At 37.6% G+C, this 17,787-nt stretch carries 15 protein-coding genes, 1 other RNA gene and 2 other annotated features (1 of these 18 only partly in view); of the genes, 14 read left to right on the top strand and 2 right to left on the bottom strand.

Annotated features, from left to right (window positions below; translation table 11 throughout):
- Positions 1-4 (top strand) — a binding site (T-box leader) (it extends 215 nt beyond the left edge of the window).
- Between the two features lie 69 nt (positions 5-73).
- The 3 genes from hisS to ssrS all read left to right on the top strand — a co-directional run bounded on the left by hisS (position 74) and on the right by ssrS (position 3,426).
- Positions 74-1,360 (top strand): histidine--tRNA ligase, encoded by a 1,287-nt coding sequence (gene hisS, locus CWR48_RS09630; RefSeq protein ID WP_115773015.1) that lies wholly within the window; start codon positions 74-76, stop codon positions 1,358-1,360.
- Positions 1,357-3,126: an aspartate--tRNA ligase gene (aspS, locus tag CWR48_RS09625; protein WP_115773014.1), complete on the top strand. Its 1,770-nt coding sequence runs from the start codon at positions 1,357-1,359 to the stop codon at positions 3,124-3,126. Before hisS ends, aspS begins: the two co-directional genes overlap by 4 nt.
- Before the next feature lie 108 nt (positions 3,127-3,234).
- A non-coding RNA gene (ssrS, locus tag CWR48_RS09620) (6S RNA) lies at positions 3,235-3,426 on the top strand.
- Between the two features lie 207 nt (positions 3,427-3,633).
- On the opposite strand, the gene CWR48_RS09615 is transcribed toward ssrS, so the two are convergent.
- Positions 3,634-4,302 (bottom strand): RsfA family transcriptional regulator, encoded by a 669-nt coding sequence (locus tag CWR48_RS09615; RefSeq protein WP_115773077.1) that lies wholly within the window; start codon positions 4,300-4,302, stop codon positions 3,634-3,636.
- Positions 4,303-4,472: 170 nt separating this feature from the next.
- Entirely contained in the window at positions 4,473-5,756 is a 1,284-nt protein-coding gene (locus tag CWR48_RS09610) for a replication-associated recombination protein A (RefSeq protein ID WP_115773013.1), read from the bottom strand.
- 151 nt (positions 5,757-5,907) lie between these two features.
- Between CWR48_RS09610 and cymR the strand changes: the two genes are divergently transcribed.
- The 11 genes from cymR to CWR48_RS09555 all read left to right on the top strand — a co-directional run bounded on the left by cymR (position 5,908) and on the right by CWR48_RS09555 (position 17,737).
- Entirely contained in the window at positions 5,908-6,327 is a 420-nt protein-coding gene (cymR, locus tag CWR48_RS09605) for a cysteine metabolism transcriptional regulator CymR (protein WP_115773012.1), read from the top strand.
- Between the two features lie 365 nt (positions 6,328-6,692).
- The gene (locus tag CWR48_RS09600) at positions 6,693-7,832 is read left to right on the top strand and encodes a cysteine desulfurase family protein (protein ID WP_115773011.1); all 1,140 of its coding nucleotides are present in this window, start codon (positions 6,693-6,695) and stop codon (positions 7,830-7,832) included.
- Between the two features lie 16 nt (positions 7,833-7,848).
- The gene (gene mnmA, locus CWR48_RS09595) at positions 7,849-8,961 is read left to right on the top strand and encodes a tRNA 2-thiouridine(34) synthase MnmA (RefSeq protein ID WP_115773010.1); all 1,113 of its coding nucleotides are present in this window, start codon (positions 7,849-7,851) and stop codon (positions 8,959-8,961) included.
- Between the two features lie 214 nt (positions 8,962-9,175).
- Positions 9,176-9,844: a tetratricopeptide repeat protein gene (locus tag CWR48_RS09590; RefSeq protein WP_115773009.1), complete on the top strand. Its 669-nt coding sequence runs from the start codon at positions 9,176-9,178 to the stop codon at positions 9,842-9,844.
- A 19-nt stretch (positions 9,845-9,863) separates the two neighbouring features.
- Positions 9,864-12,185 carry an SF1B family DNA helicase RecD2 gene (gene recD2 / locus CWR48_RS09585; protein ID WP_115773008.1) on the top strand — a complete coding sequence of 774 codons (2,322 nt, stop codon included), beginning with the start codon at positions 9,864-9,866 and terminating at the stop codon, positions 12,183-12,185.
- Positions 12,186-12,315: 130 nt separating this feature from the next.
- A complete protein-coding gene (locus CWR48_RS09580) occupies positions 12,316-12,498 on the top strand; it encodes a hypothetical protein (RefSeq protein WP_211316730.1) in 183 nt (60 codons plus the stop codon).
- A 47-nt stretch (positions 12,499-12,545) separates the two neighbouring features.
- On the top strand, positions 12,546-13,619 hold the full coding sequence (locus CWR48_RS09575; protein WP_115773007.1) for an AI-2E family transporter: 1,074 nt from the start codon (positions 12,546-12,548) through the stop codon (positions 13,617-13,619).
- A gap of 51 nt (positions 13,620-13,670) precedes the next feature.
- Positions 13,671-13,884, top strand: a binding site (T-box leader).
- 54 nt (positions 13,885-13,938) lie between these two features.
- On the top strand, positions 13,939-16,581 hold the full coding sequence (gene alaS, locus CWR48_RS09570) for an alanine--tRNA ligase (RefSeq protein ID WP_115773006.1): 2,643 nt from the start codon (positions 13,939-13,941) through the stop codon (positions 16,579-16,581).
- A gap of 176 nt (positions 16,582-16,757) precedes the next feature.
- Positions 16,758-17,024, top strand: coding sequence for an IreB family regulatory phosphoprotein (locus tag CWR48_RS09565; RefSeq protein WP_115773005.1), 267 nt, complete (start codon positions 16,758-16,760; stop codon positions 17,022-17,024).
- Positions 17,025-17,438, top strand: coding sequence for a Holliday junction resolvase RuvX (gene ruvX, locus CWR48_RS09560; protein WP_115773004.1), 414 nt, complete (start codon positions 17,025-17,027; stop codon positions 17,436-17,438).
- Between the two features lie 14 nt (positions 17,439-17,452).
- On the top strand, positions 17,453-17,737 hold the full coding sequence (locus CWR48_RS09555) for a DUF1292 domain-containing protein (RefSeq protein WP_115773003.1): 285 nt from the start codon (positions 17,453-17,455) through the stop codon (positions 17,735-17,737).
- Positions 17,738-17,787: the final 50 nt, after the last annotated feature.

Here is a 17,787-nt window from a genome sequence, read left to right as displayed (position 1 = left end):
TTTTTTAGGGATGGGGGTTTTTTGTGTTTTCTTATCTAATGAAAATTGAAGCGAGATTTGGGAGGTATTAGGCATGAGTTTAAAAGCGCCAAGGGGTACAGTTGACACGTTACCAAAAGATGCGAAGAAATGGCAATATGTCGAATCAAAAATAAAAAGTATTTGTGAAACATTCCACTTTGAAGAAATTCGCACACCATTATTTGAACATACAGAAGTATTCCAACGTGGTGTTGGTGATTCAACGGATATTGTTCAAAAGGAAATGTATACCTTCGAGGATCGTGGTGGGAGAAGTTTAACACTTAGACCAGAAGGAACAGCAGCTGTTTCTAGAGCATATGTTGAAAATAAGTTATTCGGTGAACCAAACCAACCCGTAAAATTATACTATTTTGCACAGATGTTTCGTTATGAACGTCCACAAAAAGGAAGAATGCGTCAGTTAAATCAATTTGGTGTTGAAGTATTAGGGAGTGCAGATCCAGCAATCGATGCAGAAGTGATTGACTTAGCGATGACAAGTTATCGGGCACTTGGATTAAAGTCATTGAAGCTTGTCATTAACTCATTAGGAGATAAAGAAAGTCGAGATGCACATCGTCAAGCTTTAGTTGAACATTTCTCTCCACATAAAGAAGAATTATGTGCCGATTGCCAGTTGAGATTAACACAAAATCCTTTACGTATATTGGATTGTAAGAAGGACAAGGATCATCCGGCAATGAAAACCGCTCCATCGATTTTAGATTATTTAAATGAAGAATCGGTAGCATATTTTACAAAGGTGAAGGATTATCTTACTGCAATGGGGATTGAATATGTCGTTGATCCAAATTTAGTTCGTGGACTTGATTATTACAATCACACCGCATTTGAAATCATGAGTGAGGCAGAAGGATTCGGGGCAATCACAACCCTTGCTGGTGGTGGGCGCTATAACGGGCTAATTGAAGAGTTGGGTGGACCAAATACACCTGGAATTGGCTTTGGTATGGGGATTGAGCGTTTGCTAATGGCGCTGGAAGCCGAGAATATTGAGATTCCAATCGAGGATAGACTCGATTGCTTCCTTGTTGCAGTTGGCGAAGATACTGCAAAAGAAGCAGTTAGGATTGTCCATGAATTACGTGCAAATGGAATTCAAGCTGATAAAGATTATCAAGATCGCAAAATGAAGGGTCAATTTAAAGCTGCAGACCGCTATAAGGCAAAGCTTGTACTCATTTTAGGTGAAGAAGAGCTTAGCAAGCAAGTCGTAATGTTGAAACAAATGGATAATGGCGAGCAAGTGGAAGTGCCTTTAACACAATTAGTAGAAACAATACAAGTAAAACTTCAGGGAGGAAACGAAGCGTGAGTAAAAGAATTTTAGCAGGAACTCTTACAGAAACAAATATTGATCAAGAAGTTTTACTGAAAGGTTGGGTACAAAAACGTCGTGATTTAGGTGGATTAATTTTTATTGATCTTCGCGATAAATCTGGACTTGTACAAATTGTCTTTAATCCAGATAATTCGAAAGCTGCTTTAGAAATTGCAGAAACAATCCGCTCTGAATATGTCGTTGAAATCCATGGTGTCATTGTTGCTCGTAATGCGTCAACCGTAAATCCACTAATGGCAACAGGGAAGATTGAAGTAATGGCTACATCAATTGCTGTTTTAAATAAGTCAAAAACACCGCCATTTGCAATTCAAGACGAAACAGATGTATCAGAGGATTTGCGACTTAAGTATCGATATTTGGATTTACGTAGAGCACCACTACAAGAAACATTTAAGCTTCGTCATCGGACAACCCAAGCAATCCATAAATTTTTAGATGATGAAGGATTTTTAGAAATGGAAACACCAATCTTAACAAAGAGTACACCAGAGGGTGCAAGGGATTATTTAGTACCGAGCCGAGTACATCCGGGTGAGTTCTATGCATTACCACAATCACCACAATTATTTAAGCAGTTAATTATGATGAGTGGTTTTGAGAAGTATTACCAAATTGCCCGTTGTTTCCGTGATGAGGACTTACGTGCAGACCGTCAGCCAGAATTTACACAAATCGATATTGAAACATCATTTATGACAAGTGATGAAATTATGGAAATGACCGAAAGAATGATGCAACAGGTTGTCAAAGAAGTTAAACAGCTTGATATTGAATTGCCACTTCCAAGAATGCCTTATGATGAAGCAATGGATCGCTTTGGATCCGATAAACCGGATACGAGATTTGGACTAGAACTAATCCATGTTTCCGATATTTTGGAGAATTCAACGTTTAAAGTTTTCCAAAGTGCAATTGAATCTGGTGGCAAGGTTGCATTATTGAATGTGTTGGGAGAGGCAGCGAACTTCTCTCGTAAAGACATTGACAAGCTAACCGATTTTGTTAAAGTTTACAATGCCAAAGGACTTGCATGGTTGAAGGTTGAAGGCGACGAATTAAAAGGACCGATTGCAAAATTCATCACCGACGAAGAAAAACAAGGACTTGTTTCACGTGCAGATGCTGCGGATGGTGATTTATTATTATTTGTAGCCGACAAAAATGCGGTTGTATATGATAGTTTAGGAGCACTTCGCTTAAAGCTTGGGAAGCAATTAAACTTAATCGACGAATCGAAATTCAATTTCCTTTGGGTTACGGACTGGCCGTTACTAGAATATGATGAGGAGCTAGGTAGATATTTTGCAGCGCATCATCCATTTACATCACCTGCTGAAGGAGATATGGATAAATTAGAAACTGACCCAGGTAGTGTCCGTGCAAACGCGTATGATCTCGTGTTAAACGGATATGAATTAGGTGGAGGATCAATCCGTAATCATAAGAAGGAACAGCAGGATCAAATGTTTAAAGTATTAGGGTTCGCAGAAGAGGAAGCAAAAGAACAATTTGGCTTCCTGTTAGAAGCATTGGAGTTCGGTGCGCCGCCACACGGGGGAGTAGCACTCGGATTAGATAGAATGATTATGTTACTTGCTGGTAGAACAAATTTACGTGATACGATTCTATTCCCTAAAACAGCTTCTGCATCTGATTTATTAACAAATGCACCGAGTGAAGTTAGTAATGCACAACTAGAAGAACTTTCGATTCAATTAGCAAAGAAAAATGATTAAATGCTTCAATTGTTATAGGAAGGAAATTTTCTCAAAAATATATATTTGTAAATATTGAAAAAACGATCATCATATGTTAAAATAAATTTACAAATTAATACATGTTGCTTAATCCTGATGTGTTTGTTTATTAAACGTATTTTGACCGAACAACAGTTTACTTGGGAGCTTACTAATATCGTTTTTATGGTGCATACATGCCCCAAGCGTGAATGGGGAAGTATAATACACATAAAACATAGCACCCACCTGCTAAAAGCGGGATCAAAACTCAAAATAGACGGCATAATCGGGATAAAGCAATACATAGAGCAAAAAAACTGACTAAATCTAGTCAGTTTTTTTTTTGGGTAGATAAGAGAGTATAAAAACTTTCTCACTACATAAGTGCAACTAAAAATTTGGACGTTGTGGATAACTTAATTACCGAGAATAGCCTCTTCCAGCTCCAGGACTGGGTATTATTTTTGGCATAGCATCACATTCTACTAGATTCAAGTTCCGTTCTTAATTTGAGCCCTGTGCCAGTTGCTGTAAATTGCCGTTTTTATCCATGCGGAATGTTGGTGCTTTCATTGTTCCATGGTCATCAAGTACCGTCATTTTTCTTGCGCGGTCCATGATTTGAATGAATGCTTGATAATCCTCTTGAATCGTAGCAAGTTGCGTTTCTGTTTGTGATAATTGTTTTTCTAGCTTGCTAATTTCTTCCCTTAATAATGTATTTTCCTTATGGGCGCTTTCCAGTGATACTTTTGATTGATTAGAAGCATAATAGTCTTTCTTTATTTCATGTAAATATTGAATCACCATATCCATCGTGATTGTTGGTGCTGCTTCCTCAATAATTAATGTACTTTGTTCTTGCGGCTCGATATATTCCTCATAACTAGGTGGAAGTGAAATAACCGGATTCCGTGGTTTTTGTGCTTGCTTTGCAATGGCTCGTTTCTTTTCTTTTCGTTGTCTTTTCGCTAAATCAATTGCACTATCATACTTCATTCTTACCTCAGCATTCCAGCGAAACCCACAAGCAGCCGAAGTACGATTTAATTTGTCGCCAACTTCCTCGAATGCATTTAATTGGGTACTACCTTCGCGAATATGGCGTAAAACTGTTTCCGCTAATAATAGGTCATCCTCATGTGACCATGCATCTTGTCTAACTTTAACCAATCCATTCAACTCCTTTTCCGTCGCAGCATCACATTGGTCCTCCATATCTCTTGAATCACGAATCATAGGTAAACTACTATTCACATCTATCAAGAATTGCCTCTATTTTATCAAGGTGGAAAACCTAATTTGTAGAATCTCTACTAGTATTGTTACCGCTTGGAATAGTTTTATACATGGTTGGCTTTATCTTTATTAATTTTTTCATACACTTGTTTGATAGCTTGTTCAAATTTTCCTGAGTTTTTAGGATTATAATAGTGTTTGTTTTTTATAGAGTCGGGTAAATATTGCTGCTGAACCCATCCACCCTCATAATCATGCGGGTATTTATATCCAACTCCACGTCCAAGACTACTAGCCCCCTGATAATGGGAGTCTTTTAGATGTGCTGGTATTTCACCACCTTTGCCACTACGAATATCTGCCAAGGCAGCATCAAGCGCCTTGTATGCTGTATTTGATTTTGGTGAAAGACATAATTCAATAATCGCTACACTAAGCGGAATTCTTGCCTCTGGAAAACCAATCCTTTCCGCCGCCTGAATTGCCGCTAATGCTCGTGGCCCCGCTTGTGGATTTGCAAGTCCAATATCCTCATAGGCGATTACGACCATTCTTCGACCAATACTATCTAAATCTCCAGCTTCAATCAATCTTCCTAAATAGTGGAGTGCAGCGTCGACATCGCTCCCACGGATTGATTTCTGGAATGCGGATAAGACATCATAATGCGCATCACCGTTTTTGTCATGGGAAAAGCTTTTCTTCTGCATACATTCTTCCGCTGTTTCTAACTCAATAACAACTTGATTATCCTGATTTTTGGGTGTAGATGAAACAGCTAATTCTAAGCCATTTAATGCTGAGCGCATATCTCCATTTGCCGTACTGGAGAAGTGATCCAATGCTTCTTCTGAAATGATAATCTCCTGTTTGCCATAGCCATTTCCTTCATCGTTAATGGCTCTAACTAAAGCGGTCTTCACATTTTCTGGTGTTAACGCATGTAACTCGAATAAATGACAACGACTTCGAATGGCAGGGTTTATCGAATGATATGGATTACTAGTTGTACATCCAATTAAGGTGATCAAGTCATTTTCTAAATGGGGAAGGAGGAAGTCTTGTTTTGCTTTATCTAAACGATGTACTTCATCTAAGATCAGTACGATATTCCCCATCATTTTTGCTTCTTCAACGACAATTTCCATATCCTTTTTCTTATCTGTCACGGCGTTCAGCATTTTTACTCGTAACCCTAAGCTTTTTGCTAATGCGGTTGCCATTGATGTTTTCCCTGTGCCAGGAGGACCAAACAGGATCATCGACGCAAGTTGTTCTGCCTGTACCATGCGATTTAATATTTTTCCTTCGCCAACAAGATGTTCTTGTCCGATGATTTCTGTAATATGGGTAGGCCTCATTCGAAATGCGAGTGGTTTTAGTTTCATTTTTATCGTCCTTTATATATAATGTTACATTTAAGCTTAATTCCAAATCTGCTTAAATGCAAGAAGCATGCAATTCATGCTATAATATTTAATATTAAAAATGAAAAGGCTCGATGCATATTTGTTGTGTCGTAAAATAGAGGTGTACTTAATGAAGATATCTACTAAAGGACGTTATGGATTAACAATCATGATTGAATTAGCAAAAAATCATGGGGAAGGTCCAATGTCATTAAAAGCAATTGCAAAAGAAAATGATTTATCCGAGCATTATTTAGAGCAGCTTGCTTCTCCACTGCGAAATGCTGGATTAATCAAGAGTATCCGCGGAGCGTATGGCGGCTATGTGTTAGCAAAAGAAGTGAAGGAAATTACTGCTGGCGATATTATCCGAGTGCTCGAGGGACCGATAACAATCGTTGAAGGAATTGAAGACGAAAAACCAGCACAACAAGCATTATGGATAAAAATCCGTGACGCAATTAAAAACGTATTGGACAATACAACACTGGAGACACTCGCAAATCACGACAGCGACGAACCACAAGACGCTTATATGTTTTATATTTAGGCCAGTAATGAACAAGTCGTCTTTTTTTATATAACCTGCGGACTAACTTAGAATGATGATTTGCTCACAGGCTTACCGCTCCAGAAATACACTTTGCGCACCTTAGGGGAGCAGAAGTCTACGTGTATTTCTTCCGCTGGGGTTGGAGGAGTCATATATAAGAGAGTGCCTTGCCACTGACAAACAATATTGATTGAAGTGAAAAAATCAAACTCACGTGTGAATAGCAATTACTGTCTAGATCTGAATTTAAAATTGTCACAAGTCCGCACATTACATCAAACAAGCATTACTTGAATAAGGAATAAACAATAAATTTACAGCCTATTAAATAATACGATTCATAATTGAAAGGAAAATTAGAAATGGAACCAATTTATTTGGATCATGCAGCAACAACGCCAATGAGTAATGAAGTCATAGATGCGATGCTTCCGGTATATAAGGACACCTTTGGCAACCCGTCAAGTGTCCATTCATTCGGTCGAAAAGCAAGGCAACACCTTGATGCCGCAAGACGTGTCATGGCAAAGAGTATACATGCAAATGAGAAGGAAATTATTTATACAAGTGGTGGAACAGAAGCAGATAATCTTGCGTTAATTGGTACGGCACTAGCAAACCGTCATAAAGGAAATCATATTATTACGACTGTTCAGGAACATCATGCAGTACTACACACAGCAGAATTTCTAGGAAAACAAGGATTTGATGTCACGTATTTACCAGTTGATGTGAACGGCAAAGTAGATGTAAATGATTTACAAGCGGCATTGAGCGATGAAACGATTCTTGTATCGATCATGTATGTCAATAATGAGACGGGCGTCATTCAGCCTATTAAAGCAATTGGTGAGCTGCTGAAAGATCATCAAGCATATTTCCATACAGATGCAGTGCAGGCATATGGGTTAATTGATATCGATGTAAAAGCAATGCATATTGATCTGCTTTCAGTATCTTCTCATAAAATTAATGGGCCAAAAGGAATTGGCTTTTTATATGCTGAGGAACATGTTAAAATGAATCCTTTGCAGTTTGGTGGAGAACAAGAGCGGAAGCGTCGTGCTGGAACAGAAAATATTGTAAGTGTTGTTGGTTTTCAAAAAGCAGTGGAGCTGGCAATGGAGCATAGAGCTGAGCGTGTTAAGACGTATCAACATTATAAGCAATTATTTTTAGATGAATTAACGAATCATGGTGTGGAATATCAAGTAAATGGAGAACGCTCAGAACAAATTGCTTCGATTGTAAATATTAGCTTTCCTGGTGCAAATGTGGAACAAATGCTGACGAACTTCGATCTCGATGGGATTGCAGCTTCAAGCGGCAGTGCATGTACGGCTGGAAGTGTCGAACCTTCCCACGTATTAACCGCGATGTTTGGTGAGAATAATCCATGTACAACCAATTCAATTCGTTTTAGTTTTGGGATATTTAATACAACGGAAAATGTGATGGAAGCAGCAGAAAGAGTTGCGAAGATCATTAAAAGATTAATATAAAAGGAAAGTGAAAATAATGAAAGATAATAAAGATATCCGCGTTGTTGTAGGAATGAGTGGTGGTGTCGACTCATCGGTAGCCGCATTGCTACTTAAAGAACAAGGCTATGATGTTGTTGGAATTTTTATGAAAAACTGGGATGATACCGATGAATTTGGAGTTTGTACTGCAACAGAGGATTTTGATGATGTTGTTCGAGTATGTAATCAACTCGATATTCCGTATTATTCAGTTAACTTCGAGAAGGAATATTGGGATAAGGTGTTTACTTACTTTTTAGCTGAATACAAAGCTGGTAGAACACCAAATCCGGATGTAATGTGTAATAAAGAAATTAAATTCAAAGCATTTCTAGATCATGCATTATCACTTGGCGCAGATTACCTTGCAACAGGACATTATGCGCAAGTAAGAGAAGTTGATGGACATACACAAATGCTACGTGGAGTAGATGATAATAAAGACCAAACGTATTTCTTAAATCAATTATCGGAAGATGTGCTTAGCAAAGTAATGTTTCCATTAGGACATATGCCAAAAACAAAGGTACGTGAAATTGCGAAAGAAGCTGGACTCGTAACGGCGACGAAGAAAGATTCTACCGGAATATGCTTTATCGGTGAACGTAATTTCAAGCAATTTTTAAGCGAATATTTACCTGCACAACCAGGAGAAATGCAAACCTTGGATGGTATTGTTAAAGGAAAGCATGATGGGTTAATGTACTATACGATTGGTCAACGTCAAGGACTTGGCATCGGTGGCGAAGGGGATCCATGGTTCGTTGTTGGCAAGAATTTAAAGGAAAATATTCTTTATGTTGAACAAGGTTACTCGAATGATTATTTATACTCCAATGCCTTAATTGCAACAGACATTAACTGGATTAATGAAGCAGCAATTAAAGAAAGTTTCTCATGTACTGCTAAGTTCCGTTACCGTCAAAAGGATAGTGATGTAAAAGTTACACTACTTGATGGCGGTAGAGTAAGGGTTGATTTTGTAAACCCAGAACGAGCAATTACTCCAGGGCAAGCAGTTGTATTTTACGATGGTGATGTTTGTTTAGGTGGGGCCACAATTGATGAAATCATCAAGCAAGAAAATAAACTTCAATATGTTGGCTAATAATATTTGTTCAAAAAGAAGGATAAAAAGGACCGAGAAGTTCGAGGCGGCGTAGCTTTAAGTAGCGGATCGTATGCAATTAATACGTGAGCAAACGATCTAGCACGCAGGAAAAGCTGCTTTCTTTTCCAAGGAACGGAAAAGAAAGCCAACTAGAAACATCGATGTGTCATTTTTATCGGACTTTTTGGATTTCCTTATAAGGAGCGTTACAATGGATAAGAACACACAGGGCATCATGTACATGCAAGAAGGAAAGTTTGAAGAAGCTGCATCGCTATTCAATGAGGTAATTGAAGAAAGTCCAAACGATCCAGTAGGTTATATTAATTTCGGAAATCTATTAATGCATATGAAAGATTTTGAACATGCAACTAGGTTTTTTAATAAGGCAATTGAACTGGATGCCAGTGCTGCAACCGCATATTATGGCTTAGGCAATGTATACTTTGAACAATCACTTTTTCAACCTGCACAACAGAATTTTCAGAAAGCGATGGAATTAGGGCTTGAGGAAAGTGACGTATACTATATGCTTGGATTATGCTTACAAAACCAAGAACAATTTAAGCTATCAATTCCATATTTATTAAGAGCGGCAGAACTTTCGCCAGATGATGAAGAGATCCTTTTTCTTTATGGCCTTTCGCTTGCGCAAGCAAACCATCTTGAAGAGGCGAAAGCAACGTTTGAAAATGTGATTGGAATAAATCCAGAGCATAGTGATGCACATTATAATCTAGGGATAATATCAATATACGATGAGAATATCGACGGGGCATTAGCCCATTTCAATGAGGCATTACGTATCCAACCAGACCATTTATTAGCAGCGAATGGCAAGCACAATATTGAAGAACTGTTGAAAGATAAAGATAGGTAAGATAGTGAGGTTGTTATAGATGGAGAAAGACCAACAATCAGAAGAAGTACAGGGCTATATTAAAGGAGAACTCCTTCATACGATTTTCCATAATGAATCGGAGCATTTTTCAATCGTGAAGATTAAAGTAAAGGAAACCAATGAGGAGTTTAATGAAAAAGAGGTTATTGCAAAAGGCTATTTCTCCAATCTACAAGAACAAACAACCTACTACTTCTACGGAGATTTTGAAAGGCATGCAAGATTTGGTCTGCAATACCGAGTGAATTCCTATCAAACTTTTATTCCAGATACAAAGGACGGTCTTATTGCATATCTCTCTAGTGATTTGTTTTATGGAATTGGGAAACGAACGGCTAGCCGGATTGTGGATTATTTAGGAGAGAATGCAGTCTCAAAAATTCTTAATAATCCCGATTGTCTTGCTGATATACCTGGAATAAAGAAGGAAACGACAGAGCAATTAGTGAAGAGCTTACAAGAGAACCAGGGGTTTGAACATGTTGTTGTACAGCTATCAAAATATAATATTGGGCTGAAATTGGCACAAAAAATTTACCAGCAGTATAAAGATGAGACCATTGAAAAGCTAAAAGCAGATCCATATCAATTCGTCTTTGATATTGAAGGACTTGGATTCCAAACAGCAGACGAAATTGCCAAGCTTAATGGTCTCTCCTTAACACATCCAAATCGAATTGGTGCTGGATGTATTTATGTCCTGCAGCGGAGTATTAATGATGGACATGTGTATTTGCCATTAGATTACTGCGTATCTCAGGTGCTTTCACTACTATCAACCAGGGATGAATTAACTGCAGAAATGATTGCTGATAGACTCGATGAATTAAATACGGAAAAGAAAGTTATCGTCCAGAATGGAAATGTTTATTTGCCATCCCTTTATTATGCGGAGGATGGTTTTGCTTCCCACTTGAAACGAGTAATCGAAAAACAAATTGAAGTAGAAACCCCTTTAGCCGATTTACTGAAGATAACTGGTGAAATCGAAGAATCAGAAGTATTGAGCTATGGGAAACAGCAGTTTGCGGCGATTGATAAGGCATTGCATTCTAAAGTGATGATTTTAACTGGTGGACCTGGTACAGGGAAAACGACCGTAATTAAGGGGATATTAAAGGCATATGGTGCCATCCATGATGTTTCCTTGGATAAGAAAGATTATGTAAATAAGTCTGATTTTCCGTTTGTTTTAGCCGCACCTACAGGTCGTGCGGCAAAACGATTAAATGAATCAACAGGATTACCAGCGCAAACAATCCATCGATTACTTGGTTGGAATGGTGCTAATGGATTTGATAAGGATGAGCATGAACAGCTTGACGGTAAGTTCCTAATTATCGATGAGTTTTCGATGGTCGACATTTGGCTGGCAAATAATCTCTTTAAAGCTATCCCAGATGATATGCAAGTATTGCTTGTCGGTGACGAAGACCAGCTTCCATCCGTAGGGCCTGGCCAGGTGCTCGCAGATTTATTGAAAAGTGGACATATCCCGCTTGTTAGTTTGAATGAAGTATACCGGCAAAAAGAAGGATCAAAAATTATTCAATTGGCACATGAAATCAAAAATGATACATGTACAGTTGATTCATTACAAAATGATAAAGATTTCAGCTTTATTTCTTGTAATGAATACCAAATGCTTGATGTAGTCACAATCATATTTAAGAAGGCTAAGGAAAAGGGAATCGATCTAAGAGACATTCAAGTGCTCGCACCAATGTATCGCTCGCGGGCTGGGATAACGATGATTAACAAGGAGCTACAACAATTAATCAATCCAAAAACCAAAACGAAGCGGGAAGTAAAGGTGAATGATCTCATTTACCGTGTCGGTGACAAAGTCATCCAGCTTGTCAATCAGCCAGAAGACGGGGTCTACAATGGGGATATTGGTGAGGTTGTTGCGATATTTAAAGAGGATGAGAATAAGGAAAATGTTGAACAGCTCGTCATTGCATTTGATGATCGTGAAGTTGTGTATGTTCGAAAAGACTATGATAATTTCATGCATGCATATTGTATCTCCATACATAAATCGCAGGGGAGTGAATTTCCGATTGTCGTGCTTCCAGTTGTGTCTGCCTATTATCGCATGCTCAGGAAGAATTTACTCTATACCGCAATTACTAGAAGTAAAGAATCGTTGATTATTTGCGGAGAAATGCAAGCTTTTTTTAAAGGAATTCAAACAATTGATACGAATAATCGTTATACGTCATTACAGGAGCAACTAGCAGGAAGATTAGAAGAAACCTCGCTACCATTAGCAGATAATAGTGAAGAAGATGAGATTTCCCCTTATGACTTTATGTAAGGAATGTATAAAATATTGAAATTCGGGTAAGCATAACATCGTAATGTATTTTAGCAGATTAGATAGTTTTCATAATATCGTTCTGCATAAATGCAACCAAGCTTTCTAAAAATGAGGTGTTATGATGATTATGCGCTGCCCGAATTGTAATGGCAAGGATATTGGCAAAATTGGTTCGCAAAATTATTATTGTTGGACATGTTTTGTAGAGATGACAATCTTAAATAATGAGCTGACCTTACATCAGATTGAAGCAGATGGAAGTCTAAGCTCGCTAAACGATTTATTTACTGAAGAGCAACGGAAACTATAATAAGCCTCCTTTTTTATTTTTAGAACGTGAGAAAAGGAGGGTTATTCATGTTTCCTGGAAATAAGCGATTAAACTTTCTCTACTGGATCATTACTGGTATATTATTCATTTTATTTATTTACTTACTTGTGAAATCCTTCCCTTTCTATAGTAGTTTTTTTTCCTTTCTATGGAAATTATCCATTCCATTCTTAATTGCCATACTGATCGCATATCTCTTATATCCGATTATAAAAAAGATCCACAGCTATAATATTCATAAGGGGATTGCGATATTATTAATTTATGTCTTGTTTTTTGGTGGGATTGCCTATCTTATTTATCGAGTCTATCCAATGATAGTGTTACAAGTACGCGATTTGGCTGATAATTTTCCGAAGATTATCGATTTGTATGAAAGGATGATTCTAAATGTGTATGAGTATACATCCTTTCTTCCAGAAACAGTTCATGATAAGATGGATCAACTTATTTATCGGATGGAGAATTCATTGGACAGTGTGTTAAATAAATTGGTTGGTGGGTTTACAAAGATATTCGATATGGTTATTGTCATCACCGTAATCCCTGTACTTGTTTTCTACTTTTTAAAGGATTATGACAAGATGAAAGGGTACTTTAAACGGTTTATTCCCAATAAATATCGAGTACAGGTAAGTAAAATGGTACATGCAATCGATGAAAACTTAGGAAGCTATATTCGTGGGCAACTTCTAATTTGCCTAATTATTACGATTATAGCACTCATTATATTTAAATTATTACATATCGAATATGCGTTGTTACTCGCAGTAATCTTAGGAATAACCAATCTAATACCATATTTTGGACCGATTATTGGCGCGATTCCTGCTGTTGCGATTGCAGCGACAACCTCTGGAAGCATGGTTCTGTTTGTAATTATTTCGGTATTTGTAATCCAAACGATTGAAGGAAATCTTTTATCACCCTATATTGTAGGGAAGAGCATTGCGATTCACCCGGTAGCAATTATTCTTGCTTTATTAGTTGGCTCACAATTATTCGGCGTAATCGGTATGATTCTCGCTGTACCAATTCTGACCATCATGAAAGTAATCGTGAAACATCTATGGGGCTTTCGCGGTGGACCATTGACATAGCGACAATTATTTTTTATACTGTAAGAAACAATTCTATCTTACTTAAATATTTATATAACGTTGATAGTGATAAGTACATGATCCTCTATTTCAAGAGAGGGATTTCCATTTGGCTGCAAGAAATCCTAAATAAGAGACTTGGAAAGCTAAACTGGAGTACGGTTAATCCCCGTCGGTTTCATACCGTTACAATGATAAAGTGATGAATAATGTCGAATAATTATTCATAATTAGGGTGGTACCGCGAACAAATCTCGTCCCTGCGTATATGCAGAGAGGGGATTTTTTTATTTATTATGTTAAAACAGGAGGATATCAAATGAAACAATTAAATTCAGCTGAAGTAAGACAACTATTTATTGATTTCTTTAAGGAAAAGGGTCATCGCCAAGAACCAAGTGCATCACTTGTGCCAAAGGATGATCCAACATTGCTGTGGATCAATAGTGGTGTAGCGACATTAAAGAAATACTTTGATGGACGCGTAATTCCGGAAAATCCGAGAATTGTCAATGCACAAAAGTCAATACGAACAAATGATATTGAAAATGTTGGCTATACGGCAAGACACCATACTTTCTTTGAAATGCTCGGAAATTTCTCGATTGGCGATTATTTCAAACAGGAAGCGATTGAATGGGCATGGGAATTTTTAACAGGTGAAAAATGGCTTGATCTTAATGCGGATTTACTATCGGTTACGGTACATCCTGAAGATGATGAGGCATATAATATTTGGTTAGAAGAGATTAAATTACCGAAGGAGCGAATCATTCGCTTAGAAGAAAACTTCTGGGATATTGGGGAAGGGCCAAGTGGACCAAATACGGAGATTTTCTATGATCGTGGTGAAAAATACGGGAATGACCCGAATGATCCGGAATTATATCCGGGCGGGGAAAATAATCGTTACTTAGAAATTTGGAATCTCGTATTTTCTCAGTTTAATCATAATCCTGATGATACGTACACACCACTTCCTAAGAAAAATATTGATACTGGAATGGGACTTGAACGAATCGTATCCATCATTCAAGATGTCCCTACGAACTTTGAAACAGATCTATTTATGCCAATCATAAAGAAAACAGAGGAATTGGCTAATGTGAAATATGGCAAGGCAGCAGAAAACGATACAGCATTTAAAGTAATTGCTGACCATATCCGCACGGTAAGCTTTGCAATCGGTGATGGTGCAATTCCATCAAATGAAGGCAGGGGATATGTGCTTAGAAGACTACTTCGCCGAGCAATTCGTTTCGCGAAGGAAATTGGCATTGAAAAGCCGTTTATGTTTGAATTAGTTGATACGGTAGGGGAAATCATGCAAGAATTTTACCCACAGGTAACGAAACAAAAGGATTTCATTAAAAATATTATTAAAGTAGAAGAAGAACGCTTCCATGAAACCCTAAATGATGGATTAGAAATTCTAACAACTGTTATTGAAAAAGAAAAAGCAGAGGGAAAAACTGTATTCCCAGGGAAAGAAGTGTTCCGTTTATATGATACGTACGGTTTCCCGAAAGAATTAACAGCTGAATACGTCGAACAGCAAGGATTTACAATTGATGAAGCTGGCTATAACATGGAAATGGAACAACAAAGAGAACGCGCAAGAAATGCACGCCAAAAAGTGGATTCCATGCAGGTTCAGGACAGTATTTTAGGTGACCTGCAAGTAGATAGCGAATTTATCGGCTATGACCAATTTGAAGTTGAAACGAAGATAGAAGTTCTTATTAGTGGCAAAGAAACGGTTGAAGTAGCGAAGAAAGATGAAGAAGTATATGTTTTCTTAAATAAAACCCCTTTCTATGCTGAAAGTGGTGGACAAATTGCGGACCATGGGTGGATTTATACTGACAATGCATCCGCATATGTTCAAGACGTACAAAAGTCTCCAAATGGTCAGAACATCCATCGTGTCATCGTCAAAGATGGTGAACTAAAGGTTGGAACTACCGTAAAAGCAATGGTTGATACGGAATTCCGTTCATCCGTGATTAAGAATCACTCGGGTACGCATTTATTGCATCAAGCATTGAAGGATGTACTTGGTACACATGTAAATCAAGCAGGTTCATTAGTAACACCAGAACGCCTTCGTTTTGACTTCTCACATTTCAGTGCAATTACAAAAGAGGAGCTAGAACGGATTGAACATATCGTGAATGAACAAATTTGGGCTGCACTACCAGTTGTCATTACGGAAGAAAAGATTGAAGATGCAAAAGCAATGGGGGCAATGGCATTATTTGGTGAGAAGTATGGTGATATTGTTCGTCTCGTTAAAATGGGCGATTACAGTCTTGAATTATGTGGTGGGTGCCATGTACAAACGACATCAGATATTGGCCTATTAAAAATTGTATCGGAAAGTGGAATCGGTGCTGGTACGAGAAGAATTGAAGCTGTAACAAGCAAGTATGCATATGAGTTCGTAAATAATAAAATGGCAGTACTACAAACTGCTGCACATTTATTAAAGACAAATGAAGATCATGTTCCAGAAAGAATTGAAGGTAAGGAGCATGAACTAAAAGAACTACAAAAGGAAAATGAATCCTTAAGTGCAAAACTGGCGAATTTAGAAGCATCTTCTATTCTAGATCAAATGGAAGAGGTACAAGGTGTTCCGGTGCTAGCACAAAAAGTAAATGTGAAAGACATGAATCAACTAAGAAATATGGTGGATGATATAAAACAAAAATTTGCTACAGGAATTATCTTATTAGCTGCTGAAAGTAACGGAAAAGTACAGCTTGCTGCAGGTGTGTCTAAAGATTTAATTGAGCAAGGATATCATGCAGGGAATCTGATTAAAAAGGCTGCAACTGTTTGTGGTGGTGGCGGTGGTGGCCGTCCAGATATGGCACAAGCTGGTGGGAAGAATCCTGCGAAGATAATGGAAGCACTTGATGTTGTTAAAGAATATGTCAACGAAATCAGCAATAAGTAATAAATTTGTCTTATTTTAGCAAAAAAATTATAATATTGTTGAAAAACATGGTAAGATGTATGCAGTAGGATTTACTAGTTCGTCAACCACTATGGTTTTATTTGAAATTAATGAAGGAATATAGTATCTATTATTTTGACGAATGATGGGCTAATTCCTTAGAACGGAGTGTCAAGATGAGTTCAATTGATAAAACGATGAAATTTAATTTTTCAGAGGAACCATTCGATCAAGATATTAAGGAGATTCTTTTTACTGTTCATGACGCATTAAAAGAAAAAGGATATAATCCGATTAATCAAATCGTGGGCTATTTATTATCTGGCGATCCGGCATATATTCCGAGACATAAGGATGCGAGAAATTTAATTCGAAAAGTAGAAAGAGACGAAGTAATCGAGGAATTAGTGAAAGTTTACTTAAAACAAAAAAAGGCGGATTAAATGAAGATTATTGGATTAGATGTAGGCTCCAAGACCATTGGTGTTGCGGTAAGTGATGCACTTGGTTGGACTGCACAGGGAAAAACAACAATCCTGTGGAATGAGAATGACATTCATTCAGCTGATGAAGAATTGGGAAAGATAATAAAAGAATACGAAATTGAGAAGGCTGTAATTGGACTTCCTAAAAATATGAATGGTACAATTGGTGAACGTGGTGAAGCTTCACAACGATATGCAGTCCATATTGAAAAAATCTTTCATATCCCAACAGACTTATGGGATGAAAGACTAACAACCGTCGCTGCCGAAAGAGTATTACTAGAAGCAGATATGAGTAGAAAGAAGCGAAAGAAAGTAATCGATAAAATGGCTGCAGTTATGATTCTGCAAGGTTATTTAGATCGAAAATAAGAGGGGTGAAAGACATGCCAATTGAAGATAAAGAAAGAATTATCGTGCCAGACGAAAATGGTGAGGAACATCTATTCGAAGTTCTGTTTACCTTTGACGTAGATGAAACGAATCAATCCTATATTGCGGTTGTTCCAGTAGAACAATCGGAGGATGAAGAAGTCGAAGTATATGCATTTCGTTACGAAGAAAACGGAAATGATGACGATGATCTCGCATTATTCCCAATTGAGACGGATGAGGAATGGGACATTGTGGAAGAAATGCTTGCAACATTAGCGGACGAAGAAGAGGAATAAGCTTCACAATTTTACGTAAAAGCTGATGTCAATTAGACATCAGCTTTTAT

The sequence above is a fragment of the Oceanobacillus arenosus genome, assembly GCF_003369575.1.
Classification (GTDB): Bacteria; Bacillota; Bacilli; order Bacillales; family Amphibacillaceae; genus Oceanobacillus; species Oceanobacillus arenosus.
Note: the sequence above shows the minus strand (reverse complement) of the source record. Positions and strands in the feature narration are given on the sequence as shown.